Annotated in this window: 24 protein-coding genes and 1 pseudogene; 20 read left to right on the top strand and 5 right to left on the bottom strand. The window is 70.1% G+C overall.

The features are described 5' to 3' along the window. Positions 1-9 precede the first annotated feature (9 nt). The 5 genes from E1267_RS16805 to E1267_RS16785 all read left to right on the top strand — a co-directional run bounded on the left by E1267_RS16805 (position 10) and on the right by E1267_RS16785 (position 5,424). The gene (locus E1267_RS16805) at positions 10-1,251 is read left to right on the top strand and encodes an ABC transporter substrate-binding protein (RefSeq protein ID WP_132333510.1); all 1,242 of its coding nucleotides are present in this window, start codon (positions 10-12) and stop codon (positions 1,249-1,251) included. Positions 1,252-1,260: 9 nt separating this feature from the next. Then, positions 1,261-2,124 carry a branched-chain amino acid ABC transporter permease gene (locus E1267_RS16800; RefSeq protein WP_132333509.1) on the top strand — a complete coding sequence of 288 codons (864 nt, stop codon included), beginning with the start codon at positions 1,261-1,263 and terminating at the stop codon, positions 2,122-2,124. After that, a complete protein-coding gene (locus tag E1267_RS16795; protein WP_220449519.1) occupies positions 2,121-3,128 on the top strand; it encodes a branched-chain amino acid ABC transporter permease in 1,008 nt (335 codons plus the stop codon). Before E1267_RS16800 ends, E1267_RS16795 begins: the two co-directional genes overlap by 4 nt. A 185-nt stretch (positions 3,129-3,313) precedes the next feature. Beyond that, positions 3,314-5,206, top strand: a complete 1,893-nt coding sequence (locus E1267_RS16790; protein WP_165959649.1) for a helix-turn-helix domain-containing protein — start codon at positions 3,314-3,316, stop codon at positions 5,204-5,206. Further along, entirely contained in the window at positions 5,203-5,424 is a 222-nt protein-coding gene (locus E1267_RS16785) for an alpha/beta hydrolase (RefSeq protein WP_281283642.1), read from the top strand. Before E1267_RS16790 ends, E1267_RS16785 begins: the two co-directional genes overlap by 4 nt. On the opposite strand, the gene E1267_RS16780 is transcribed toward E1267_RS16785, so the two are convergent. Then, entirely contained in the window at positions 5,409-5,879 is a 471-nt protein-coding gene (locus E1267_RS16780; protein ID WP_132333506.1) for a lamin tail domain-containing protein, read from the bottom strand. The genes E1267_RS16785 and E1267_RS16780 overlap by 16 nt on opposite strands. 203 nt (positions 5,880-6,082) lie before the next feature. Here E1267_RS16780 and E1267_RS16775 point away from each other — a divergent pair, with 203 nt between their 5' ends. From E1267_RS16775 to E1267_RS47900, 3 genes and pseudogenes are all read left to right on the top strand, one after another. Then, positions 6,083-6,262 (top strand): hypothetical protein, encoded by a 180-nt coding sequence (locus E1267_RS16775; RefSeq protein WP_132333505.1) that lies wholly within the window; start codon positions 6,083-6,085, stop codon positions 6,260-6,262. Between the two features lie 114 nt (positions 6,263-6,376). After that, the gene (locus E1267_RS46405) at positions 6,377-7,249 is read left to right on the top strand and encodes an Atu4866 domain-containing protein (protein WP_132333504.1); all 873 of its coding nucleotides are present in this window, start codon (positions 6,377-6,379) and stop codon (positions 7,247-7,249) included. A 102-nt stretch (positions 7,250-7,351) separates the two neighbouring features. Further along, positions 7,352-7,453, top strand: a pseudogene (locus E1267_RS47900) (mycothiol transferase); the annotation flags it as partial. Here E1267_RS47900 and E1267_RS16760 read toward each other — a convergent pair. Beyond that, positions 7,447-8,562 (bottom strand): ROK family transcriptional regulator, encoded by a 1,116-nt coding sequence (locus tag E1267_RS16760; RefSeq protein WP_246063961.1) that lies wholly within the window; start codon positions 8,560-8,562, stop codon positions 7,447-7,449. The pseudogene E1267_RS47900 and the gene E1267_RS16760 sit on opposite strands and share 7 nt — an antisense overlap. Positions 8,563-8,651: 89 nt before the next feature. Between E1267_RS16760 and xylA the strand changes: the two genes are divergently transcribed. From xylA to E1267_RS16725, 7 genes are all read left to right on the top strand, one after another. Continuing rightward, a complete protein-coding gene (gene xylA, locus E1267_RS16755) occupies positions 8,652-9,803 on the top strand; it encodes a xylose isomerase (protein ID WP_132333502.1) in 1,152 nt (383 codons plus the stop codon). After that, a complete protein-coding gene (locus tag E1267_RS16750; RefSeq protein ID WP_132333501.1) occupies positions 9,800-10,543 on the top strand; it encodes a sugar phosphate isomerase/epimerase family protein in 744 nt (247 codons plus the stop codon). The genes xylA and E1267_RS16750 overlap by 4 nt, the downstream gene beginning before the upstream one ends. After that, positions 10,540-11,643, top strand: a complete 1,104-nt coding sequence (locus tag E1267_RS16745; protein ID WP_132333500.1) for a Gfo/Idh/MocA family protein — start codon at positions 10,540-10,542, stop codon at positions 11,641-11,643. Before E1267_RS16750 ends, E1267_RS16745 begins: the two co-directional genes overlap by 4 nt. Before the next feature lie 181 nt (positions 11,644-11,824). Beyond that, the gene (gene lysS, locus E1267_RS16740; protein ID WP_132333499.1) at positions 11,825-13,426 is read left to right on the top strand and encodes a lysine--tRNA ligase; all 1,602 of its coding nucleotides are present in this window, start codon (positions 11,825-11,827) and stop codon (positions 13,424-13,426) included. Next, positions 13,423-13,992, top strand: coding sequence for an AAA family ATPase (locus tag E1267_RS16735; protein ID WP_132333498.1), 570 nt, complete (start codon positions 13,423-13,425; stop codon positions 13,990-13,992). The genes lysS and E1267_RS16735 overlap by 4 nt, the downstream gene beginning before the upstream one ends. 60 nt (positions 13,993-14,052) lie before the next feature. Continuing rightward, positions 14,053-14,781, top strand: coding sequence for a glycosyltransferase family 2 protein (locus E1267_RS16730; RefSeq protein ID WP_132333497.1), 729 nt, complete (start codon positions 14,053-14,055; stop codon positions 14,779-14,781). A 41-nt stretch (positions 14,782-14,822) separates the two neighbouring features. Beyond that, the gene (locus E1267_RS16725; protein ID WP_132333496.1) at positions 14,823-15,785 is read left to right on the top strand and encodes a ketopantoate reductase family protein; all 963 of its coding nucleotides are present in this window, start codon (positions 14,823-14,825) and stop codon (positions 15,783-15,785) included. Here the strand turns inward: E1267_RS16725 and E1267_RS16720 are convergent. Beyond that, positions 15,760-16,287, bottom strand: coding sequence for a DUF6886 family protein (locus tag E1267_RS16720; RefSeq protein WP_132333495.1), 528 nt, complete (start codon positions 16,285-16,287; stop codon positions 15,760-15,762). The genes E1267_RS16725 and E1267_RS16720 overlap by 26 nt on opposite strands. Before the next feature lie 75 nt (positions 16,288-16,362). On the opposite strand from E1267_RS16720, the gene E1267_RS16715 reads away from it, so the two are divergent. Continuing rightward, positions 16,363-16,719, top strand: a complete 357-nt coding sequence (locus tag E1267_RS16715; RefSeq protein ID WP_132333494.1) for a hypothetical protein — start codon at positions 16,363-16,365, stop codon at positions 16,717-16,719. Positions 16,720-16,725: 6 nt separating this feature from the next. On the opposite strand, the gene E1267_RS16710 is transcribed toward E1267_RS16715, so the two are convergent. Next, complete coding sequence (locus E1267_RS16710; protein ID WP_165959648.1) at positions 16,726-17,151, bottom strand: hypothetical protein; 426 nt, start codon at positions 17,149-17,151, stop codon at positions 16,726-16,728. A gap of 62 nt (positions 17,152-17,213) precedes the next feature. Between E1267_RS16710 and E1267_RS16705 the strand changes: the two genes are divergently transcribed. Then, positions 17,214-19,115 (top strand): sensor histidine kinase, encoded by a 1,902-nt coding sequence (locus tag E1267_RS16705; protein ID WP_132333493.1) that lies wholly within the window; start codon positions 17,214-17,216, stop codon positions 19,113-19,115. Positions 19,116-19,224: 109 nt separating this feature from the next. Here the strand turns inward: E1267_RS16705 and E1267_RS44365 are convergent, their stop codons facing one another. Continuing rightward, the gene (locus E1267_RS44365; RefSeq protein WP_165959647.1) at positions 19,225-19,365 is read right to left on the bottom strand and encodes a hypothetical protein; all 141 of its coding nucleotides are present in this window, start codon (positions 19,363-19,365) and stop codon (positions 19,225-19,227) included. A gap of 393 nt (positions 19,366-19,758) precedes the next feature. Here E1267_RS44365 and rho point away from each other — a divergent pair, with 393 nt between their 5' ends. From rho to E1267_RS16690, 3 genes are all read left to right on the top strand, one after another. Next, positions 19,759-20,862 (top strand): transcription termination factor Rho, encoded by a 1,104-nt coding sequence (gene rho, locus E1267_RS16700; protein WP_132333492.1) that lies wholly within the window; start codon positions 19,759-19,761, stop codon positions 20,860-20,862. Positions 20,863-20,885: 23 nt separating this feature from the next. After that, positions 20,886-21,917 carry a putative RNA methyltransferase gene (locus E1267_RS16695; protein WP_132333491.1) on the top strand — a complete coding sequence of 344 codons (1,032 nt, stop codon included), beginning with the start codon at positions 20,886-20,888 and terminating at the stop codon, positions 21,915-21,917. A gap of 144 nt (positions 21,918-22,061) precedes the next feature. Next, on the top strand, positions 22,062-23,013 hold a 952-nt coding region (locus E1267_RS16690; RefSeq protein WP_425465079.1), incomplete at its 3' end, for a TolB family protein.

Genomic DNA, 23,013 nt, shown 5'->3' with positions numbered 1-23,013 from the left:
GATGCCTGAATGAGAGTCACAGGCTGGGGCGGCTGCCTGGCCGCCACAGGGCTGCTGCTGGCCGGATGCGGCGGCGGTCCTGGCGGTGGCGACGAGAAGATCAGTGACGGCAAGGTGGTGCTGGCCGTGCTGAACGACCAGTCGGGCATCTACGCCGACACCTCGGGACGTCAGACGATCGAGGCCGTCAAGATGGCGGTGACCGACTTTCAGGCGAAATATGGTGACAAGGCGGCGTCCAAGACGATCGAGGTCAAGGACGCCGACCACCAGAACAAGCCCGAGATCGCCAACTCCAAGGCGCAGGAACTCTACGACCGGCAGCAGGCCGACGTGATCCTCGACGTGCCGACCTCCTCGGCCGCGTTCGCCGTCGCCACCATCGCCAAGAACAAGAAGAAGGTGTTCATCGACGTCGGCGCGGCCAGCACCGAACTCGAGGGCAAACAGTGCAACAAGTACACCTTCCACTACGGCTACAACAGCTACATGCTGGCGCACGGCACCGGCGCCGAGGTCACCAAGGACGGCTCCAAGAACTGGTACATCGTCTACCCCGACTACGCGTTCGGGCAGGACATGCAGAAGACCTTCAGCGCGGCGATCAAGGAAGCGGGCGGCACCGTGGTCGCGTCCGACCCGACGCCGTTCCCCAACGACAACTTCTCCACGTTCCTGCTCAAGGCGCCGAACCTGGACCCCAAGCCGCAGGTGATCGGCACGATGCAGGCCGGCGGTGACCTCGTCAACCTGGTCAAGCAGTACAACGAGTACAAGCTGCGCGACAAGGGCGTCGGGCTCGCGGTCGGGCTGCTGGCGCTCAGCGACATCCACTCGCTCGGGTCGGACGCCCTGGCCGGGACCCGCTACACCGACATGTGGTACTGGAACGCCGACGAGAAGTCCCGCGCCTGGGCCGACAAGTTCCACGCCAAGACCGGCAAGCGGCCCACCGCCAACATGGCGGCCAACTACTCGGCCGCCCTGCAGTATCTAGAGGCCGTGCAGCGCGGCGGCACCGACAACTCCGACGAGGTGGTCAAGCAGCTGGAAGGCCACAAGATCGAGGACATGTTCGCCCGCAACGCCACCATCCGCGCCCAGGACCACCTGCTGCTGCACGACGCGTACCTGTCGGAGGTCAAGCCGTCCAGCGAGGTCAAGGAGCCGTACGACTACGTGAAGGTCCTCAAGACCATCCCGGCGTCGGAGGCGTTCCAGCCGCGGCCCGACCCCGCCTGCAGGCTGTAGGCGGCCGGCGTGCTCCAGCAGGCGTTCAACGGGCTGGTGGGCGGGGCCTTCTACGCCCTGCTCGCCCTCGGCCTGTCCGTCATCTTCGGCATGCTCGGCGTGGTCAACCTGGCCCACGGCGCCTTCTACATGCTCGGCGCCTTCGGGGCGTTCATCGCGCTCGACGCGTTCGGACTGAACTTCTGGATCGCCCTGCTGCTGGTGCCGCCGCTGCTGGGCGTCGCCGGAATCGTGCTGGAACGGCTGTTCATCCGGCGGCTGACGCCGCTCGACCCGCTCTACAACTTCCTGTTCACGTTCGGGCTCGCGTTGATCCTCCAGGACCTGGTCAAGCGGGAGTACGGGGTGAGCTCGCAGCCCTACCCGAGGCCGCAGGAGCTGGACGGCACGGTCGACCTCGGGCTGTTCACCTACCCGGCCTACCAGGTGTTCGTGCTGGCCGTGTCGGTGCTGATGTGCGTCGCCGTGTGGCTGGTGCTCACGCGCACCCGGGTCGGGATGATCGTCAGGGCCGCGACCGAGCGGCCCGAGCTGACCCGCGGGCTCGGCATCGACGTCGGCCGGTGGGTGACCCCGGTGTTCGGCTTCGGCATCGCGCTGGCCGCGTTCGCCGGCGTGCTGGCCGCGCCGATGCGGGCGGTCAACCCGCTCATGGGCGCCGACCTCATCATCACCGTGTTCGCGGTCGTGGTGATCGGCGGCCTCGGCTCCGTGTTCGGCTCGGTCGCGGCCGGCTTCGCCGTCGGGCTCGTGTCGGCCCTCGGCAACCTGTACGTGCCGGCGCTCTCGCAGATCCTGGTGTTCATCCTCATGGCCGTCGTGCTGCTGTGGCGCCCGGCCGGGCTGTTCGGACGCGAGGAGGCGTTCCGGTGATCCTGACCAGGCTGGCCCGCTCGGGCCGGGGCGGATGGCTGCTCCTCGTCGCCGGGCTCGTCGCCGCCTTCGCCCTGCCGTGGCTGATCTACCCGCCGGTGGCGCTCGACATCGCCTGCTGGGCGTTGTTCGCCGCGTCGGTGGACCTGCTGCTGGGCTTCACCGGGCTGCTGTCGTTCGGGCACGCCGCGTTCTGGGGCGGGTCGGCGTACTGCACGGGCCTGATCGCGCTGCACACCGGGATGCCCTTCCCCGTCGCGATCGCGGGCGGCGCGGTGTTCACCGCGCTGCTGGCGCTGCCGATCGGTTTCCTGTCCGTACGGCTCAGCGGCATCTATTTCGCCATGGTCACCCTGGCCTTCGCCCAGATGATCTATTTCGTGGCCAACCAGTGGAGAGACGTCACCGGCGGGGAGAACGGCCTGCAGGGCATCCCGCGCGAGTTGTTCGGGCTCGACCTGTCCGACTCGTTCTTCTTCTACTACGCGGGCCTGCCGTTCGTGCTGGCCGGGCTGTTCGCCGCCTGGCGGATCGTGCGTTCGCCGTTCGGACGGGTGCTGGTGTCCATCCGCGCCAACCCCGACCGGGCGCGGGCCCTCGGCTATCCGGTCGACCGTTACAAGCTCCAGGCGTTCGTCCTGTCCGCCGCGCTCGCCGGCACGGCCGGCGGGGTCTTCTCCGTCGGCCACGGTTTCGCCTCGCTCGAAGGCGTCTACTGGACCACCTCCGGGCAGGCCGTGATGATGGTGATCCTCGGCGGGATCGGCACGTTGTGGGGCGGCGCCATCGGCGCGGCCCTGATCGTCCAGCTCCAGGACTTCCTGGCCACCGCCGGGTTCGCCGAGACCGGGATCATCACGGGCACCATCTTCATCGTGGTCGTGCTGCTGTTCCGCCGCGGCATCTGGGGAACCGCCCGCCACCTGCTGATCACCCGTCGTACGCCCGCCACGCCCGCCGACGTGGCCGCCGAACCCAAGAAGTCCGTCGACACCCCGGTCTGACCGCGCGCGCCGAGGGTGGAAATCGCACCCGCCTGGCGTTTCGGGTGCCACAGGTCTTGACTAGTGCCCATTGTGGAAGCACGAATGTTACAACAATGGGCAAGTCATCCTTCAAGCGGCGGTCGGCAGCGTCGGAACCACCGGACGCGTCCTGCGGACGAGCCGGGGTCGGCGGGAGCGAGGGTGTGAACAGGCGCAGTTTCCTCCAGCTTCTCGTCGACGGTGCGCCGCTGCCCCACTACGACGAGGTCCTGCACGACGCGGTGGCGGGCGCCGCCTCACCCGCCGAGATAGCCGATCTGCAGGCCGAGCACACGCTCGCCCTCCAGCTCCGCGACACGCTGGAGAAGCGGCGCAGCCGCCATGAGCAGCAGCGTGCGCTGGTGGAGTGCGCGAAGGAACTTGCGGAGGACCGCAGCGACCCCGACACGATCCTGAGCCTGATCGTGAGCCAGGCGCAGCGGCTGCTCGGCTGCGACATGGCCTACCTGAGCCTCAACGACAACGAGGGCCGGGCGACCTGCATGCAGGTGATGGTGGGCGCGACATCCTCGGCCTGGAAGGACGTCAGGATCCCGTTCGGGATCGGCATCGGCGGCAGGGTCGCCGCGACGGGCACGCCGTTCTCGACGCCCGACTACTTCAGCGACGAACGGCTGACGCACGATCCGGCGGTCGACGCCTCGGTCAGGGCGGAGCGGCAGGTGTCGATCGTCGGCGTACCGCTGCGCACCAACGCCGTCATCGGGGTGCTGTTCGCCTCCAACCGCACTCCGGGCTGGTTCTCCCACGACGCCATCGCCCTGCTCGGCTCGTTCGCCACGCTCGCCGCGACCGCCATCGAGCAGGCGCGGTCGAGGCACGACCGGCAGCAGACGCTGGCGACGCTCCGGCGGGAGAACGCGGCACTCCGGCAGCGCGCTGCCGACCAGGAGAGGGCGGTCGCGGCCCACGACCAGAGCATGGCCATCGTGCTCCGCGGCGGCGGCGTGCAGGAGGTCGTGGCCGCGGCGGGCGACCAGCTCGGCGGCGTGCTGGCCATCTTCGACGAGTTCGAGACGCCGGTCGCCTGGACCCCCGGGGCTTCCGACGAGGTGCTGAAGGCGATGTCCGCCGCGGTGGGCGGTGTCGCCGGCCGCTCCGCCGCCTCCACCCACGACGGGACGTACTGGGTCACCGGCCTCGTCGCCGGCACCGAGAACATCGGCACGCTCGTCTGGGGGCCGCCGACCGCGCCCTCCGAGGTGGGCGACCTGGACAGGCGGCTGCTCGCCAGGGCCGCCGTCGTCGCCTCGCTGCTGCAGCTGTTCAGCCGCAACCTCGCCGCGGCGGAGGCCAGGGTGCGCGGCGAACTTCTCGACGACCTCCTCACGCCCACCCCCCGTACGTACTCGTCGCTGGCCGAACGGGCGCTGCGGATCGGCTACCAGCCGCAGAAGCGGCATGCCGTGGTCGTCGCGCACATCCGGGCGGAGAACCGGCGCAGCCTCGCCTCCGTCGCCTCCGACCTCGCGGCCGCCCGCGACGGCCTGAGCACGGTACGCGACGGCCAGGCGATCCTGGTCGTGCCCTCCGACGACCCGTCGCTGACCGGCCGCCAGACGGCACGCTCGATGACCACGCGGCTCGGCTCGCCGGTCACCGTCGGCGCCGCGGGACCGGTCGACGACCCGGCCGACCTGCCGAGCGCGTACGCGGAGGCGCTGGCCTGCGTACAGGCTCTGCTCCGGCTCGAACGGGTGGGAGCCGCGGCCACGGCAGACGACCTCGGGTATGCCGGGCTGCTGCTGGGCGACGGCGCGTCCGCGGTGCGCTTCGTGGCGCGGACGCTCGGGCCGGTCATCCGGCACGACGAGCAGCGCTCCACCGCGCTGATGGAGACGCTCGAAACCTACTTCGCCACCGGGCAGAGCCTCGTCGCCAGCGCCAAACGCCTGCACATCCACCCGAACACCGTCACCCAGCGGCTCGACCGGGTCAGACGCCTGCTCGGCATGGACTGGAACAGCCCTGACCACACGCTGGAGGTGCAGCTGGCGCTGCGGCTGCACCGGCTCCGCCGCGAACTGGACGACTGACACCGCCGGTCGCGGCGGCCCGCCACGAGACCGTGACACCGTACGAATGGGCGCGGGCCATGCGCGCGGCCATCGGCGGAACGCTGGTGAGCATCGACGACGACGTGCACGGCTCGGCGGCGCAGGTGCCCGGCTGCGCCGCGAAGGTGATCGCCTACTTCGAGACCGGCAGGCGCACCACCACGTGCCCGGGAAAGCCGGCTCAGCAGACCTTGTAAGACTGCCGCGAGGAGTTGTACGCGCAGGAGTCGATCAGTTTCCCGGCCGGGTTCCGCAGGTAGGCGGTGTCGCTGGTCTGGTTCCAGATGTAGGCCAGCGTGCCTCCGCTCCTGCCCCAGTAGCGGGTGGTGCTGGTGTTCTTGCCCCTGCCGGTGCGCAGGGTGACCGTTTTCCCGGCCCTGAGGGTGAACGTGCCGAACCTGTAGATGTGGTCCTGCCTCCTGGTCGCGTCGCGCACGGTCCAGCCGGCGAGGTTGACGGCCTTCCTCGTCATGTTCCTGATCTGCACGTACTCGCCGTTCAGGCTGCTGTTCGCGCCGTAGTCCGGTGAACCGGGCGAGTCATAGTAGATCTTGGTGATCCGGACGGCGGGAGCGGCGGCGTAGGCGGGCTGTGCGGCGGTGACGGCGGACGCGGCTAACAGGGTGGCGGTCAGCAGGGATCGGGTACGCACGGGGACAACTCCCGGGGTAGTGGGACATGATGTGGAACGATCCTATGGATGACCAGTTGGCCTGGATGGACCGCTCCCATATCGGTTTGGTGTCCCATGGGCGGCTTGACTCCGGGTCGACGCACGCGTGCAGGTGCGGCCAACGTCCTGTACGTGCACGGTCCCGGCGGAATCGGCAGGTCGGCCCTGTTACGTCGTTTCGCGTGCGAGGCGCCACGATGGCGGGCCGTGCGGTGTCCCTGGTGGACGGGCGCACGCTGGAGCCGGCTCCGGCGGCGTTCGAGGCCGGGGCCGGCCGGGTGCTCCGTGATGCGGACACGGTGCTGCTGTTCGGCTGGCCGGTTTTTGGTCCCTTCACTGTCCACTTCCGAGCGAACCTGTGAGCAGGAACGATGGGCCTGTCCGTCTACGGTCGAGCCGACGCGGAGGCTGGGTGCGGCGTTCCCAGGAGGACCGCGGCCTTCTCCCGCGCACCGCCCCGGCCGAAGGTGGAGCGCATGAGCAACGCGCCCACTGTGTCGACCTCCGCCGTGTCGACCTCCGCCGTGTCGACCTCCGCCGTGTCGACCTCCGCCGTGTCGACCTCCGCGCCGAAGGCCGGCCGCCGACGGTGGCTCCTGCTGCCGGCCGCGCTGGCCGCCGGCCTCGTCATCCACGCCGTACACCCGCAGGTGACCGGCCACCCCGTAGCCGGCACGACCGCACAAGGAGCACAGCCGATGGCAGGACCCGGCGCGTTGGTGGTCGCCGACGCCACCGTCCACGTCACACCGTCACGGACGGTACGCGGGGAGTTGTGGGCCGAGAACGGAAGAATCACCCACGTCGGCCCGCGCGAGGAAAGATCATCCCGTCCGGCCGGGGCCCGGGTGATCGAGGCGGACGGTGCGTACGTTGTCCCGCTGCTCGTGGACTCCGCGGTACGCGCACAACCCGCACACCAGCGCGGCCACTACGACCTGACCGTCGGCAACCCGGCCACCTTCGCCGTCACGCGGGCGCGCGCCAGCGAGTCCCAGATCAGGCAGATGCTGATGATCCAGCCGCGCGACCTGCTCGCCATCACCACATCCGGACATGTCCAAGCATGGCAAGGCCGGCCCACCGACCCCGCCGGCACCTCCGCCGGAGAGCGCCGGACCTGGCACGGAGTCTGGGTCGACGACTCTCATGAGCTGGAACAGCACCTGCTCCCCGACGGGCGCTACACCGAGACCCGCCACGGCCGGACCGACGCCTACACGGGCAGATACTGGGCCCGCGACGACCGCGTCACCTACCTCGACGACACCGGCTTCTGGGCCTTCGGACAAATGGTCGACGGCGTACTCCACCATTCCGGCTTCGTCATGCGCAAACGCCCCGGGTGATCGTCTAGGGGAGCAGGTCGTTCAGCTGGGCATGGTCCATGAGCGGTGACACGTCGCCGTACCACCTCGCCTCTCATGACGGTGGCCGGCGTGCTGTCCCACCTGCGCTGGAAGGGGATCCACATGGTCGAGGAGACCGCCAGGCACGCCGGCCACCTCGACACGATCCGCGAGCCGCTCGACGGGAGGAAGGGCTACTACTGAAGCCCCAGGACCTCGGCGGGTTCGGCGATGATGCGCTGGATAATCATCCCGGCGGCCCCCAGCACCGCCGCGTCCGGGCCGGTCCCCGAGACCACCAGCGCGGGCGGGGCGCCGCGCATGTGCGCCAGCCGGGTCCCCAGCCCGTCGGCCACCGGCCCTTCCAGCCAGGGGAACACCGGCGCGAAGACCCCGCCGAGCACGATCATGCCCGGGTCGAGCAGGTGCACGGCCGAGGTGAGCGCCACGCCGAGGGCGTGCCCGGCCCGCTCGCACGTCTCCCGCGCCCGCCGGTCGCCCGACTCCAGCCGCGACACCAGCTCGGAGACCGAGTCCAGCTTCCCGAGCAGCGTGTCCTGCCCGGCGTAGACCTCCAGGCAGCCCCGGCCGCCGCACCGGCACGCGGGCCCGTCGGGCACGACGACCACGTGGCCCAGCTCGCCCGCCAGCCCGAAGGTGCCCCTGAACAGGCTGCCGGCCACGACGAGCCCGGCCCCGATGCCGATCTCGCCCGAGACGTAGAGGAAGTCCGTCTCCCGCGCGCCGAACCACAACTCGCCGAGCGCCGCCAGGTTGGCCTCGTTGTCGATGGCGAACGGCAGGTCGACGAGGTCGCCCACCCGTACGTCCCGCCATCCGAGGTGCGGCGCGCTGCGCAGCGTCTCGCCCTCGACGGTGCCGGGCACGGCGAGCGCGGCGCCGATGACCCGCAGCCCGTCCGCCTCGGCCTCGGCGATGGTCTCCTTGGCCAGGTCGCGCAGCAGGTGCAGGATGTGCTCGGGGTCGGAGTTGCGGTTGTCGGCCGGGCGGGTGCGGCGCAGGCGTACGGTGCGGGTCAGGTCGACCACGCACGCCGCCAGATAGTCGATGTTGATCTCCAGCCCCAGCGTGACCACCCGGTGGCCGCTCAGACTCACGGCGACGCCCGGCCGTCCCCGCTCGCCGCCCCGTACGGCGCCGCGCTCGGTCACCACCCCCGCTTCCAGCAGGTCGGCGACCAGGCTGGACACGGTGGTCTTGGTGAGCCCGGTCAGCTCGGCGAGCGCGGCGCGGGTGTGCGGGCCGGACCGATGGATCTCCCCGAGTACTACGGCCAGGTTACGGGCACGCATGGAATCATGACGGACCCCTCTTGACGCGACCATGCTCACCTCCTCAGGATTATGTACAGATTATGGACTAAAGGCCAAAAGGACGCACCATGACCGCATTCACGCCCACCCCCGACGATCGCTTCACCTTCGGCCTCTGGACCGTCGGGTGGCAGGCCCGCGACCCGTTCGGCGACGCCTCCAGGCCGCCGCTCGACCCGGTCGAGAGCGTGCACCGCCTGGCCGAGCTCGGCGCGTACGGCGTCACCTTCCACGACGACGACCTCCTCGCGGTCGAACCCGACCGCGACAAGGCCATCGCGGCGTTCAGGAAGGCCCTCGACGAGACCGGCATGAAAGTGCCGATGGCCACCACCAACCTCTTCACCCACCCGGTCTTCAAGGACGGCGCGTTCACCAGCAACGACCGCGACGTACGGCGCTACGCCCTGCGCAAGGTCATCCGCAACATCGACCTGGCCGCCTCGCTGGGCGCGAAGACGTACGTCTGCTGGGGCGGGCGCGAGGGCGCCGAGTCCGACGCCGCCAAGGACGTCAGGGCGGCCATGGAGCGCTACAAGGAGGGCCTGGACCTGCTCTGCGCGTACGTCCGGGAGCGCGGCTACGACCTGCGCTTCGCCCTGGAGCCCAAGCCCAACGAGCCCCGCGGCGACATCCTGCTGCCCACGATCGGCCACGCCCTGGCGCTGATCAACGAGCTGGAGCACCCGGAGATGGTGGGCCTCAACCCCGAGGTCGGCCACGAGCAGATGGCCGGGCTCAACTTCGTGCACGGCATCGCCCAGGCGCTGTGGCACGGCAAGCTCTTCCACATCGACCTCAACGGCCAGCACGGGCCGAAGTACGACCAGGACCTGATCTTCGGCCACGGCGACCTCAAGAGCGCCTTCTTCCTGGTCGACCTGCTGGAGAACGGCGGCTACGACGGCCCCCGCCACTTCGACTACAAGCCGCTGCGCACCGAGGACCCCGAGGACGTGTGGGCGTCGGCGGCGGCGAACATGCGCACCTACCTGATCCTCAAGGAGAAGTCCCGCGCCTACCGGGCCGACCCGGAGGTGCGGGAGGCCCTGCGCGCCTCCCGCGTGGACGAGCTCGCCCAGCCCACCCTCGCGGCCGGTGAGACGTGGACCGACCTGGCGGGCGACGACTTCGACCCCGAGGCCGCGGCCAGGCGCGGCTTCCACTTCACCCGGCTCAACCAGCTCGCGCTCGAGCACCTCATGGGGGTACGCGGATGACCAGACCCATCAGTGTCCAGCTCTACACCGTCAGGGAGCCGCTGACCGCGGACCGCGACGACGTGCTACGGCGGATCTCGGAGATCGGCTACACCGCGGTCGAGCCGTACGATCCCACCTCCGACCCCAAGGGGTTCCGCCAGGTCGCCGACGACCTGGGGCTCAGCGTGTCGAGCACGCACGCGGGCGCCCTGCTCCGGCAGGAGCCCGCCGAGGTCTTCGACGCGGTCGCCACGCTCGGTACGGACCTGGTGATCGTCCCCGCCGGCATCGCGCACGAGGAGTTCACCACCGCCGACGGCGTCGCCCGTGCGGCCGACCTGCTGAACGGCCTGGCCGAGCAGGCGGCCGGGCACGGGATGCGGATCGGCTACCACAACCACTGGTGGGAGCTGGAGCCGAAGATCGACGGCCGGCACGCCATCGAGGTGCTGGCCGACCGGCTGGCTCCCGAGGTGTTCCTGGAGATCGACGCCTACTGGGCGGCGGTGGGCGGCGCCGACGTGCCCGCCCTGCTGGGCCGCCTCGGGGAGCGCGTGATCGCGCTGCACGTCAAGGACGGCCCGGTGGTCAAGGGAGAGCCGCACACCGCGGTCGGCAGGGGCGTCATGCCCGTGCCTGAGATCCTCGCCGCCGCCCCGGACGCCTGGCGCGTCGTCGAGCTCGACGAGTGCGCCACCGACATCTTCGCCGCCCTGGCGGACAGTCACGCCTATCTCACCTCCTTGGAGAGCCTTTGAGTAACGGCCCCGTCGGCGTCGCCCTCGTCGGCGCCGGAGTCATCAGTGGCCAGTACCTCCGCAACCTCACCTCCTTCCCCGACGTGCGCGTGCTCGCCGTCGCGGACCTCGACGCCGAGCGGGCCGCGACCGTCGCCCGCGAGCACGGCGTACCCGTCTCCGGCGATCTCTCCACGGCGCTCGCGCTGCCCGAGGTGGAGATCGTCGTCAATCTGACCGTGCCGTCCGCGCACGCGGCCGTCGCGCTGGAGTCCCTGCGCGCCGGCAAGCACGTGTACGGCGAGAAGCCCTTCGCCATGGACATGGACGAGGGGGCGAAGGTCGTGGCAGAGGCCGCCAACCGGAGCCTGCGTCTCGGCTGCGCCCCCGACACCTTCCTGGGCGCCGGGCTCCAGTCGGCCCTGCACGCCCTGCGCTCGGGCCTCATCGGCACGCCGGTCGCCGTCGCGGCGGCCACGCAGAGCCTCGGCCCCGAGTCGTGGCACCCCAACCCCGAGTTCTTCTACCAGCCGGGCGGCGGCCCGCTGTTCGACCTCGGCCCCTACTACCTGACCGCGCTCGTGTCCCTGCTCGGCCCGGTCGAGCGGGTCGCGGCCGGCACGCGCAAGGCCCGCGAGCAGCGCGTCGTCGGCTCGGGGCCCAAGGAGGGCACGGTCTTCCCCGTCGACGTCCCCACCCACGTCAACGCCCTGCTGGACTTCCCCGGCGCGGCCACGGCGACGGCGACCTTCAGCTTCGACTCGCCCGTCAACCGCAGGGTGATCGAGGTCATCGGCACGGAGGGAGCGCTGTCGCTTCCCGATCCCAACACGTTCGAGGGTCCGCTGCTGGCGCGCGGCCTGCGCGACACGGACTGGCGCGAGGTGCCCGTGTCGGGCACCACGGTGAGCCGCGGCATCGGCGTGCTGGACCTGGCCAGGTCGCTGCGCGCGGGCACGCCGCACCGGGCGTCGGGCGAGCTGGCCTATCACGTGCTGGAACTCATGTCGGCGATCGCGCAGTCCGGCGAGGCCTCGGAGTTCCGTCCCGTCACCTCCACCACGACCGCACCTGAGCCGCTTCCCGCAGACTGGGATCCGCACGCGGCCACCCTGTCCTGATCCGCATGCCCTGGTGATCGTTCGACGCCGCGGTCGGCGAGCACGACCGCGGCGTCCCCTTCACCCTGGCCCGGCCCGCGGGCGTTGTCAGGTGGGCCGACGAGCGGCGCAGCGGACGACCGAGACGGACCGGACAAGTATCGCGTTGGCTTGAACCGGCCCGAGCCGCAAGAATGGCGCGATGGTGGAAAGTGCCGAGACCGACTGGGTCTCCAGGTTCGCGGACGAGGTGATCTCCGAGGCGGAGAGACGCGCTCCGGGCAAACCGATCGTCTGCGCATCGGGGTTGAGCCCGTCAGGCCCGATCCACCTGGGCAACCTGCGCGAGGTCATGACTCCCCACCTGGTCGCCGACGAGATCAGGCGGCGCGGCATCGACTGCGTGCACCTGCTGTCGTGGGACGACTACGACCGCTTCCGCCGGGTCCCCGCGGGCATCGACCCGTCCTGGACCGAGCACATCGGCAAGCCGCTGACCTCCGTTCCCGCCCCTCCCGGCAGCGTGCACGCCAACTGGGCCGAGCACTTCAAGGCGCCGCTGAACGAAGCGCTCGAAGAACTGGGCATCGACTGCCACGGCATCAGCCAGACGGAGCAGTACACCTCGGGCGCCTACCGCGAGCAGATCCTGCGGGCGGTGCGTGAGCGGTCGGCGATCGACGCCGTGCTGTCGCGCTACCGATCGAAGCAGGTCGAGGACTATTTCCCGTACAAACCCTACTGCCACCTGTGCGAGCGCGACCTGACGACGGTCACCGCCTACGACGACGAGACCACCGAGCTGGCCTACACCTGCGAGTGCGGCTTCGGCGAGACGGTCCGGCTGGCCGAGCACGACCACGGCAAGCTGGTGTGGAAGGTCGACTGGCCGATGCGCTGGGCGCACGAGGGCGTGATTTTCGAGCCGTCCGGGGTCGACCACCACTCCCCCGGCTCCGCCTGGGTCGTCGGCGGCCAGATCGTGGGCGAGGTGTTCGGCGGCAGGCAGCCGATCGGCCCCATGTACGCGTTCGTCGGCATCACCGGCATGGCCAAGATGAGCAGTTCCAAGGGCGACGTGCCGACCCCGGCCGACGCCCTGGAGATCATGGAGGCGCCGGTGTTGCGCTGGCTGTACGCCCGCCGCAAGCCCCAGCAGTCCTTCAAGATCGCCTTCGACCAGGAGATCCAGCGCCTCTACGACGAGTGGGACGCACTGGGCCGCAAGGTCGCCACCGGTCAGGCCCAGCCCGCCGAGCTGGCGGCGTACAAGCGCGCGGTCGGCACCGCCGCCGGCCCGCTGCCCGCCACGACGCACCCGGTCCCCTACCGCACACTGGCCTCCGTCCTCGACATCACGACGGGGCACGCCGGGCAGACGCTGCGCATCCTGCGCGACCTCGACGCGGTGGCCTCGCTCGACGACGCCCGCCCGCGCCTGGACAAGGCGCAGACCTGGGTCGACGACCACATGCCCGCCGACCAGCGCACCCGCGTGCGCGGCACCCCCGACCAGGAGCTGCTCGACTCGCTCGACCCCGACGCCCGCGAGTCGCTGCGGCTGCTGGCCGACGGCCTCGACGCCTGGACGATCGAGGGCCTCACCACGCTGGTGTACGGCGTGCCGAAGGTCCAGGCCGGGCTGCCGGCCGACGCCAAGGCGACGCCGGAGCTGAAGGCGGCGCAGCGGGCCTTCTTCGCCCTGCTCTACAAGCTGCTGGTCGGCCGCGAGACCGGCCCGAGGCTGCCCACGCTGCTGATGGCCGTCGGCGCCGACCGGGTGCGCAAACTCGTCGGCGCATGAACGACGTCCGGGTCCCGCGGCGCGTGCGCGGGGTCGTCCTGATCACCGGCATCTCGGCCGCCGGCAAGTCCACCGTGGCGCAGGCCCTGGCGGAGCGGCTGCCGCGCTCGGCCCACGTACGCGGTGACGTGTTCCGGCGCATGGTGGTCGGCGGCCGGGCCGAGATGACGCCCGAGGCGCCGGACGAAGCGCTGCGCCAACTCGATCTGCGCTACCGTATCGCGGCACAAACGGCGGATCTGTATTACGAAGCCGGATTCACGCCAATTGTTCAGGACGTCATTCTTGGTAGGAATTTGGAGCGGTTTACGAGAATGGTCCGTTCTCGTCCTCTTCATGTGGTCGTCCTCGTTCCAGACCCCGCCACCGTGGAGCGCCGCGAGCGGGCGCGCGGCAAGAGCGGCTACGCGGGCGGATGGACGATCGCCCAGCTCGACGCCGCACTGCGCGACGAGACACCGCGCCTCGGCCTGTGGCTCGACACGTCGCCGCAGAGCCCGGAAGAAACCGTGAACGAGATTCTTTCTCGGATGAGCGAGGCTGAAATAAAGGACAATTCCCATTAATTCCTGCCCATGCAAGGAATCGTCAAGTGAACTGCATGTGAAAGGGAGGATTTTTCTGCCATGGACAAGCAGCCTTTCGCCGCCAGCGTCAGTGTCATCGTTCCCGCGATGAACGAGGCGGAGAACCTCCCCCACGTGTTCGCCACGCTGCCCGACTGGATCGACGAGGTGATCCTTGTCGACGGCAACTCGACCGACGACACCGTCGCCGTGGCGCGCGAGTCGCGCCCCGGCCTCCGGGTCGTCACGCAGACGCGGCGCGGCAAGGGCAACGCCCTCATCGAGGGCTTCCAGGCCGCCCAGGGCGACATCATCGTCATGATCGACGCCGACGGGTCCACCAACGGCCGGGAGATCCGCTCGTTCGTCGCCACGCTCGTCAACGGCGCCGACTTCGCCAAGGGTTCCCGGTACGCCCCCGGCGGCGGGTCCGACGACCTCAGCCCGATCCGCTCCCTCGGCAACAGGATCCTCACCGGACTGACCAACCTCCTTTACGGCACCCGCTACACCGACCTCTGCTACGGCTACATCGCCTTCTGGACCCGCCACCTCGACGCCCTCGACCTCGACTGCGACGGCTTCGAGATCGAGACCCTCATGAACGTCAGGGCCGCCCAGGCCGGCCTCGTCATCCGCGAGGTCCCCAGCCACGAGCGCTCCCGCATCCACGGCGAGAGCAACCTGAACGCGCTGCGCGACGGCTGGCGGGTGCTCAGGACGATCCTGCGCGAGCGCGGTCGCGGCCGCTCCGTCACGGCACAGGCACAGGTGGCGCTGGCGAAGTGAGCCAGTGGCACTCGCCACACGACAAGTGACATCCTTTGACAATGCGCTACATAGTGATCGGGGCGGGAGCAGTCGGGGGAACCATCGGGGCCCGGCTGTTCCAAGGCGGCCACGACGTTCTGCTCATCGCGAGAGGCGCGCACTACGACACGCTCCACCGTGACGGCCTGCGCCTGATCACTCCCGAATCCGACGAGACCCTCGACATTCCCGCCGCCGACGGCCCCGTGCCCACCCGCGACGGCGACGTGCTGATCCTGGCCACCAAGTCGCAGGACACCGTCGCCGCGCTGAGCCCGTGGCCGACCGGCCTGCCCGTGGTCTGCGCCCAGAACGGCGTGGCCAACGAGCGCATGGCGCTGCGGCGGTTCGAGCACGTCTACGGCATGTGCGTGTGGCTGCCCGCCGAGCACCTGCGGCCGGGCGTGGTGACCGCGAACGGCCATCCGTACTCCGGCATGCTTCATGTCGGGCGTTATCCACAGGGTGTGGACGAACTCGCCGAGCAGATCGCCACCGACCTCGGCAAGCGCGGACTCGTCGGGCGGGCCACCCCCGAAGTGATGCGCTGGAAATACGGCAAACTGATCGGCAACCTGGGCAACGCCGTCGAGGCGCTGCTCGGCCGCGTCGACGGCATGGGCGAGGTGGTCACGCGGGCCAGGGTCGAGGCCATGGCCGTGCTCGACACGGCCGGCATCGCGTACGCGACGAGCGAGGAGGAGGCGGAGGTGCGCGGCCGGCGCGTGGGCATCCTGCCGATCGAGGGCGCCGAGCGCGGCGGCGGGTCGTCGTGGCAGAGTCTGGCCAGGGGCAGCGGCTCGATCGAGACCGACTACCTCAACGGCGAGATCGTCCTGCTCGGCCGGCTGCACGGCGTGCCCACCCCGGTCAACGAGGTGCTGCGGCGGGAGGCCGACCGGGCCGCCCGCGAGAAGCTGCCGCCCGCATCGATGCGGCTGGAGACGCTGCGGGCCCTCATCGACGAGCGTTGCGCAACCTGATCCCGCTGAACTCCAGCGAACTCGCCGTCACCTCGTTCCAGAACGGCCACAGGTCGGCCATCACCCTGAGCTGGATGCCGGCCTCCTCGTGCAACTCGAACACGTCGCCGACCCGCTCGGGCGAACCCAGCGGCGTCACGGGCACCGTCGCCACCATGGCGTGCGGCGGTTCACCGACGGGCTTGAAGTCGTCGTCGGGGAGCCGGTAGGCGTAGAGCCGTACGTCCATCATGGCCGCCAGCCAGCCGTACTCGACGGCGTGGACCCGATCACCGCAGCCCGCGCCGACGATCCGGTCGAGATCCTCCTGAGTGGTGCGCGGCCCGGCCCACGCCATCGCCCGCGGGCAGGCCCGGGGGAACCAGTAGTCGGGGCACCGGTCATGGCCGACCGCCCACACGTAGGGCTCGCTCCGCACCGACGTCGGCGCGACACGGGGCACGAACCGCTCGATCGTCGGGTCCTCGGAGAAGTGCAGCACCTCGCCCGGTCCAGGTCTCATGAACGCCATCATGGCGCATACCCCGCCGCCGCAGGGGCAGGGGAAACCCGCTCTGACGACAAGGGGTGAGTTTGGATGATCTTTTTAGGTGTGCTCCTGGTCCTGCTCGCCGGCGCCGCCGTCGCACTGGTCCTCACCGAGGAGAGCGCCAGGTACATCCTGTTCGGATACACGTTCGAGCCGAATCACCTGGAGATGTTCCTCGCCGGTGCGGCCGTCGCGGCCGTCCTGCTCGTGGGCTTCTGGCTGATCGGCTCGGGCTCGCGCAGGACCGCCAGGCAGCGCCGCAGGCTGCGCAGCGCCAAGGCCGAGGCCTCCAGCCGGGTGGCCCGGCTGGAGGACGAGAAACGGGATCTGGAACGCAAGCTCGAACACGACGGCACCTCCGGTGACCGGCTCGTGTCGCGCGGCCCCGAGACCACGCGTCCGTGACGCCGGTCAGGCGTCCACGCTCTGGCGTGAGGGCAGCAGGTTGCCTTCACGCCAGAGCGCGTACGCCGTGATCAGCGCGCCGAGCCCTTCCCAGAGCCCGACGCCGAAGAACTTGCCCGGCGCCGCGCCCGTCAGCACCAGCGTGGTGAACACCCCGAACGTCACGAGCCTGAACGGCACCGTCCAGCGGAAGAACGGGGTGTAGTTCGCCGAGGCCGCGAAGACGTAGTAGACGCCCATGTTGACGGCCGCCATCGACGAAGCGGCCATGTAGACCAGGGTGTAGTCTCCCGGCGGCCTGGTGTCGAGCACCTCGAAACCCAGCATGACCAGCAGGGTGCCGGGAGAGATCAGACCGAGCAGGCCAAGGGCGAAGGCGAGGAACCCGAAGACCGCGATGGTCCAACCGGAAAAAGAACGCGGGAGACGCACAGAAATCCTTCCAAAGGGGGGTGTACTCTGCGAGGCGATCTCATCATGCACCCGGAGGTCGCATGCCCCCCACGCGTGGCCGCCCCATCGCGCTGAAAATCCTGATTCTTCTCCTCGTCCCGCTGCTGTCCCTCGTGGGCCTGTGGGCGTTCGCCGCGGGCCTGACCGGCGGCGACGGCGTCCGGCTGCTGGCCATCAACGAGCTGGCCGGCAACCTGGCCATCCCGTCCGAGCAGGTCAACATCCACCTGCAGAAGGAACGGCTCGTCTCGACGCAGTTCCTGGCCACCGGCCAGGGCGCGGGCATGGTGGCCGAGCAGCGCAAGCTCACGGACCGGACCCTTGACACGTTCCGCAGGCTGACCAAGGCCCAGCAGGACCTGACCCCGGGCATGACCACGCAGCTCAACGCGCTGAACGCCAAGCTCGGCCAACTGCCCGAGCTCCGTCGCGCGGTGGACGGCGGCACCGTCAGCCCGCTCGACATCGTCGAGGGCTACAGCCAGATCGTGGACGCGTCCTTCCGCATGTACGACGCCATGGTGCTGGTGCCCGACATGGCCCTCTACAAGCAGGCCAAGGCGATCACGATGCTCGGCGAGGCCAAGGACATGCTCTCCAGGGAGCAGGCCGTGATCGCGGTGGTGCTCGCCAAGGGCAAGGTCGAGCCCAGGGAACGGGGGGCGTTCACGGCCATGGTCGCCACCCGGCGGCTGCTGTACGCCCAGGCGCTCAACCACCTGGACGACGAGCTGCGCGGCCCGTACGAGCGGCTGGCCTCCTCGCCGGTCTACCTGGAATTCACGCGCACCGAGGACGCCATCCGCGGGCAGCAGACCACCATCAGCCTCCCGCCCACGGCGGCCACCTGGTCCGTGGACGCCCAGAACCTGTGGCGGGCCGTCGAGCGCAACCAGAGCGCGGCCGTCCAGGGCATCACCCAGCGGGTCACGCCGACGGCCATCGGCACGCTGGTCAAGCTGGGCGTGGCGGGCGGCGTGGGCCTGGTCGCCGTCGTGGCCTCGATCGTGCTCTCGCTGCGCTTCCGCAGGCGCCTGGTCAGCGAGCTGGCCGGACTCCGCGACGCGGCCACGGAACTGGCCGAGGTGCGGCTGGCAGCGTTGATCAAGCGGCTGCGCGGGAACGTGGACCCGCCCACGCCCGAGGAGGTGGCGCCGCTGCAGGTCAAGACCAGCACCTCCGAGGTGAGCGACATCGTCCAGGCGTTCAACGAGGTGCAGTCCACGGCCGTCGAGGCCGCGCTGGGCCAGGCCAAGCTGCGGTACGGCGTCAGCCAGGTCTTCGTCAACCTGGCCAGGCGCAACCAGTCGCTGCTGCACCGGCAGCTGCTGCAGCTCGACAGCATGGAGCGAGCCACCGAGGAGCCCGAGACGCTGGCGGACCTGTTCAAGCTCGACCACCTCACCACCCGCATGCGCCGGCACGCGGAGAGCCTCATCATTCTGTCCGACCAGGCGCCGGGGCGCGGCTGGCGCAACCCGGTGGCGGTGCACGACGTGCTGCGCGCGGCCGTGGCGGAGATCGAGGAGTACGAGCGGGTCGAGGTGCTCCAGCCGCCGCCGGTCTCGCTGCTGGGCTCGGTGGTCACGGACGTGGCCCACCTGATGGCCGAGCTGGTGGAGAACGCCACGCTGTTCTCGCCGCCGCAGACCAAGGTGGACGTGCGCAGCTCCAGCACCGCGCACGGCCTCATGATCGAGATCGAGGACCGCGGCCTCGGCCTGCCCCGCATCGAGCTCGACGAGCTCAACGACCGGCTGTCGAAGGTGCCGGAGTTCGACCTGGCACAGAGCGACCGGCTCGGCCTGTTCGTGGTCGGCAGGCTGGCTTCCAGGCACGGCATCAAGGTCACCCTGGCGCCCTCACCGTACGGTGGGCTGACCGCGATGGTCGCCCTGCCCTCGTCGCTCCTGGCCGACCAGCCGGTGCTCAGCGGCCGCTGAGGGGCCGCTGAGGCGGGGCCCATGGGGCCCACGGCGTCGCAGACGGGGTCACCTCCACGCCGGACACGGTGATCGGTCGGTGCGGCACCCGACAAGGCCACGCCGTCGTTCAGGCGGCGACCGGCTCGCGCGGGACGTACTCGTTCTCGACGTCGGCGGCGTAGACGGCGCGGCGGCACTGGGCGCATCGGTACATGATCGGGCCCTCGTCGAGCTCGTTGTGGCACCGCGGGCAGTTGACGGTCTTCATGGTGCTCCCCCAGAAGTTCTCTTGGTCCTTGTGGAACCCTCATCGAGTTGCGGGCATCCTGCACGCCACTGGATATGACGCCGCTGCGCCGATGGGAGTTGTGCTCTTCGGTACACCGAGCGCGGTAATCTTCCTCGCCCTGCGGTGTAGAGAAGAACATTGTCACGCGTCTACCCGGCGTTCGCCGGTCAAGACACGGGAACAGCCCTGGAATAGTCCAAGGGGGCTAGGCGTTTCATGGGTCAGATGGTGTGGTATGTTCCCACCAAGCGTTGAGCTCAGGCTCCGCTGATCTTCACCCAGTAGCCCCGCCCCGCTTCACGAGGGCCCGGCTCGTCTTCCTTTTCCCGCCGGCCCGTCACGGGTTCGGCGCATTCCCCTGAGGGGTTCATCATGTCTGTGCACACCGTTCCACAGCAGCGTGCCTCCACGTCGGTCCGGCATGTGACCGGCCTTCTGGATGTACGCGAAAAATCCGCATTCATTCGGGCGGGCCACCTGCCGGAACCCGGCGACGTCCGCCTCACCCCCGACAAGATCCGCCAGTACGACCTGCGCCCCGGCGACCACGTCACCGCCGCCTTCGCCGGCAACAAGCTGGTCGACGTCGAGTCCGTCAACGGCTCCCCGCGATGGCGGGACCGCCCCCGCTTCGCCGACCTCACCCCCGTCCACCCGACGGAACGGCTCAGCATCGAGACCGAGTCGCTCAGCACGCGCGTCATCGACCTGTTCGCCCCCATCGGCAAGGGGCAGCGCGGCCTCATCGTGGCGCCGCCCAAGGCCGGTAAGACCATGGTCATGCAGGCGCTGGCGGCCGGGATCTCCCGCAACCACCCCGAGGTGCATCTCATGGTCCTCCTGGTGGGCGAGCGGCCGGAAGAGGTCACCGAGATGCGCGCCACCATCGACGGCGAGGTCTTCTCCTCCACCTTCGACCACCCCGACCGCGACCACGCCGCCCTGGCCGAGCTGGCCGTCGAACGGGCCAAGCGGCTCGTCGAGGCGGGGCGGGACGTGGTGCTGCTGCTCGACTCGCTGACGCGGCTCGGGCGCGCGTACAACAACCTGGCGCCCGGCGGGGGGCGCGTGCTCACCGGCGGTATCGACGCCACCGCCCTCTACCCGCCCAAACGTTTCTTCGGCGCCGCCCGCGCCGTCGAGGGCGGCGGCTCCCTCACCATCCTCGCCACCGCGCTGGTCGACACCGGCTCGCGGATGGACAACAGCCTGTACGAGGAGTTCAAGGGCACCGGCAACATGGAGCTGCACCTGACCCGCGAGCTCGCCGAGCGGCGGCTGTACCCCGCCGTCGACCTCGACGCGTCGGGGACCAGGCGGGAGGAGATCCTGCTGCACCCGCAGGAGCGGCAGGTCATCTGGCGGCTGCGCCGGATGCTCACGTCGCAGGAGAAACAGCAGGGGCTCGAGATGCTCGTCGGCAAGCTGCGCTCCACCCCCTCCAACGCCGCGTTCCTCCTCGAAGCGAGCGCGTGACGTACGTGCACCAGAATGGGCGCATGCTGGCTGACATCGTCGACCATCTGATCTGTCCCGTGTGCCGTACGACGCTGCGGATCGACGCGGCGACGGTGCGGTGCGCGCAGGGGCACACGTTCGACGTGGCCAAGCAGGGATACGTGAGCCTTCTGGCCGGCGGGAGGCCGCCGGGCACCGCCGACACCGCCGCGATGGTGGCCGCGCGGGCCGCCTTCCTGGACGCCGGGCACTATGCCCCTCTCGCCGCCGCGATCGCGGAGACCGTGCACGCGCACGTGGCACGGCGGGGAAAACATGAGTACTCCACGGAAACGAATGACGACGCCGGGCCGAGGGCGTACCGTGGGGCGCACATGGAGGCCGGTGACGGCCCGGGGCCGGCCGGCCGCGGGCGCGGGCCGGGCATCGTCGACGGTCGTCGCGCGGAGGGCAGGGCCGCGCCGGTGATCGTCGATGCAGGAGCGGGCACCGGGCACTACCTGGCGGCCACGCTCGACGCGGTGAACGACGGCACCGGGATGGCATTCGATGTGTCGAAGCACGCTGTGCGCCGGGCGGCGCGGGCGCATCCGAGGGCTGGAGCGTTCGTGGCCGACGTGTGGCGGCCCCTTCCGATCCGGGACGGGGTGGCCGACGTGGTGATCGACGTGTTCGCGCCCAGGAACGGGCCGGAGTTCGGCAGGATTCTGCGGCCCGGCGGCGTCGCGGTGGTCGTCACTCCCGCGAAGGCGCATCTGAGCCCGCTGGTCGAGGAGCTGGGCCTGCTCTCCGTGGACGACGAGAAGGAGCGCAGGGTGGCCAGGAGCATGGAGGTGTTCACCGAGCGTGAGCGGCGCTCGGTGGAGTTCGAGATGGAGCTGGCGCACGGTGACATCGCCCGGGTGGTCGGGATGGGCCCCAGTGCGTGGCATACCGACACGGCTACGCTCGATGAGCGAGTTGCCACATTTCTCTCCCGAAACGTCGTGAAAGGACGTCATAAAGTAGTGATCCGCGCGGCGTTTCATCTGTCTATCTACGCGCCCGCACCCCGATCAAGTGCTGTTCCTTGACGGGCCGACGTTACCGATGTTACTGATGGGGCATTTAGTCCGAAATTCCCCCACATTTCCTAAGTATTTCCTCGGCACAGGCGCAATACTGGACGACATCCATCGCCCCGAGGCGAGGGACCTCAGATGGAGGGAGCGCGCCGGATGAAGGCGGAGGAACGCTGGCAGGCCAGGTTCCGGGCCTCGCGTATGACGCTGCCGTCCTGGGCACGTCAGGCACCCAACCGCTCCATCTACCGTTCCAACGCCACAGGAACGTGGCAGGTCTACGCGTGGGACCGCGTGTCGGGCGCCACCCGCCAGGTCACCGACCGTCCCAGGGGCGCGGTGTACGCCGCCATCGACCCGACGGGCCAGTGGATCTACTGGTTCGCCGACACCGAGGGCGACGAGTTCGGCACGTGGTGGCGCCAGCCGTTCAACGGCGGCCCCGACGAACCGGTCGCCCCCGACGTACCGCCGGGCCAGCCCGGCGGCATCGCCCTGTCCGCGACGGGACTCGCGGCGATCAGCTGGGCCGGCGGTGGCGCGTTCCGCATCCATCTCGTACGCGCCGGCGACCCGGCCACGCTCCTGTACGAACACGCCGAGACCAACTGGGTGACCGACATATCACTCGACGGCTCCCTGATCGCCATCAACCACGGGGAGTACTCCGACTTCCGGCACCCGGCGCTCCGCGTCGTCCGCCCCAACGGCGACACCGTCGGCGAGCTCTACGACGGCCCCGGCAAAGGCGTCATCGGCCTCGGCTTCGCCCCCGTCATGGGCGACCGCCGGCTGCTCGCCCTGCACGAACGCCGCAGCCGCAACGAACCCCTGGTCTGGGACGCGATGACCGGCGAGCAGCGCGAGATCTGGCTGAAGGACTCCGGCGACCTCGCGGCCGAGTGGTACCACGACGGCCGCAGCCTGCTCATCCTGCGCGACGACCGCGCCCGCAGCCACCTGCACCGCTACGACCTCGCGGGCGGCGTGCTGAAACCCATCGAGACGCCGCACGGCGTGATCGACGCCGCCGCCCCACGTCCCGGCGGCCACGTCGAATACTCCTGGTCGAGCGCGTCCCACCCGCCGGTCATCCGGTCCAGCAACG

This window comes from Nonomuraea longispora (assembly GCF_004348345.1).
GTDB lineage: Bacteria > Actinomycetota > Actinomycetes > Streptosporangiales > Streptosporangiaceae > Nonomuraea > Nonomuraea longispora.
The sequence above is the reverse complement of the archived record's forward strand: the minus strand, read 5'-3'. Positions and strand labels throughout refer to the sequence as shown.

What these genes read in the sequence shown, in the direction of transcription:
- E1267_RS16805 (WP_132333510.1), top strand. Translation starts at nt 10, where the DNA reads ATGAGAGTCACAGGCTGGGGCGGCTGCCTGGCCGCCACAGGGCTGCTG.
- E1267_RS46405 (WP_132333504.1), top strand. Translation starts at nt 6,377, where the DNA reads ATGAGCAACGCGCCCACTGTGTCGACCTCCGCCGTGTCGACCTCCGCC.
- E1267_RS16760 (WP_246063961.1), bottom strand. Translation starts at nt 8,562, where the DNA reads ATGCGTGCCCGTAACCTGGCCGTAGTACTCGGGGAGATCCATCGGTCC.
- xylA (WP_132333502.1), top strand. Translation starts at nt 8,652, where the DNA reads ATGACCGCATTCACGCCCACCCCCGACGATCGCTTCACCTTCGGCCTC.
- E1267_RS16750 (WP_132333501.1), top strand. Translation starts at nt 9,800, where the DNA reads ATGACCAGACCCATCAGTGTCCAGCTCTACACCGTCAGGGAGCCGCTG.
- lysS (WP_132333499.1), top strand. Translation starts at nt 11,825, where the DNA reads ATGGTGGAAAGTGCCGAGACCGACTGGGTCTCCAGGTTCGCGGACGAG.
- E1267_RS16735 (WP_132333498.1), top strand. Translation starts at nt 13,423, where the DNA reads ATGAACGACGTCCGGGTCCCGCGGCGCGTGCGCGGGGTCGTCCTGATC.
- E1267_RS16730 (WP_132333497.1), top strand. Translation starts at nt 14,053, where the DNA reads ATGGACAAGCAGCCTTTCGCCGCCAGCGTCAGTGTCATCGTTCCCGCG.
- E1267_RS16725 (WP_132333496.1), top strand. Translation starts at nt 14,823, where the DNA reads ATGCGCTACATAGTGATCGGGGCGGGAGCAGTCGGGGGAACCATCGGG.
- E1267_RS16720 (WP_132333495.1), bottom strand. Translation starts at nt 16,287, where the DNA reads ATGAGACCTGGACCGGGCGAGGTGCTGCACTTCTCCGAGGACCCGACG.
- E1267_RS16715 (WP_132333494.1), top strand. Translation starts at nt 16,363, where the DNA reads ATGATCTTTTTAGGTGTGCTCCTGGTCCTGCTCGCCGGCGCCGCCGTC.
- E1267_RS16705 (WP_132333493.1), top strand. Translation starts at nt 17,214, where the DNA reads ATGCCCCCCACGCGTGGCCGCCCCATCGCGCTGAAAATCCTGATTCTT.
- E1267_RS44365 (WP_165959647.1), bottom strand. Translation starts at nt 19,365, where the DNA reads ATGAAGACCGTCAACTGCCCGCGGTGCCACAACGAGCTCGACGAGGGC.
- rho (WP_132333492.1), top strand. Translation starts at nt 19,759, where the DNA reads ATGTCTGTGCACACCGTTCCACAGCAGCGTGCCTCCACGTCGGTCCGG.
- E1267_RS16695 (WP_132333491.1), top strand. Translation starts at nt 20,886, where the DNA reads ATGCTGGCTGACATCGTCGACCATCTGATCTGTCCCGTGTGCCGTACG.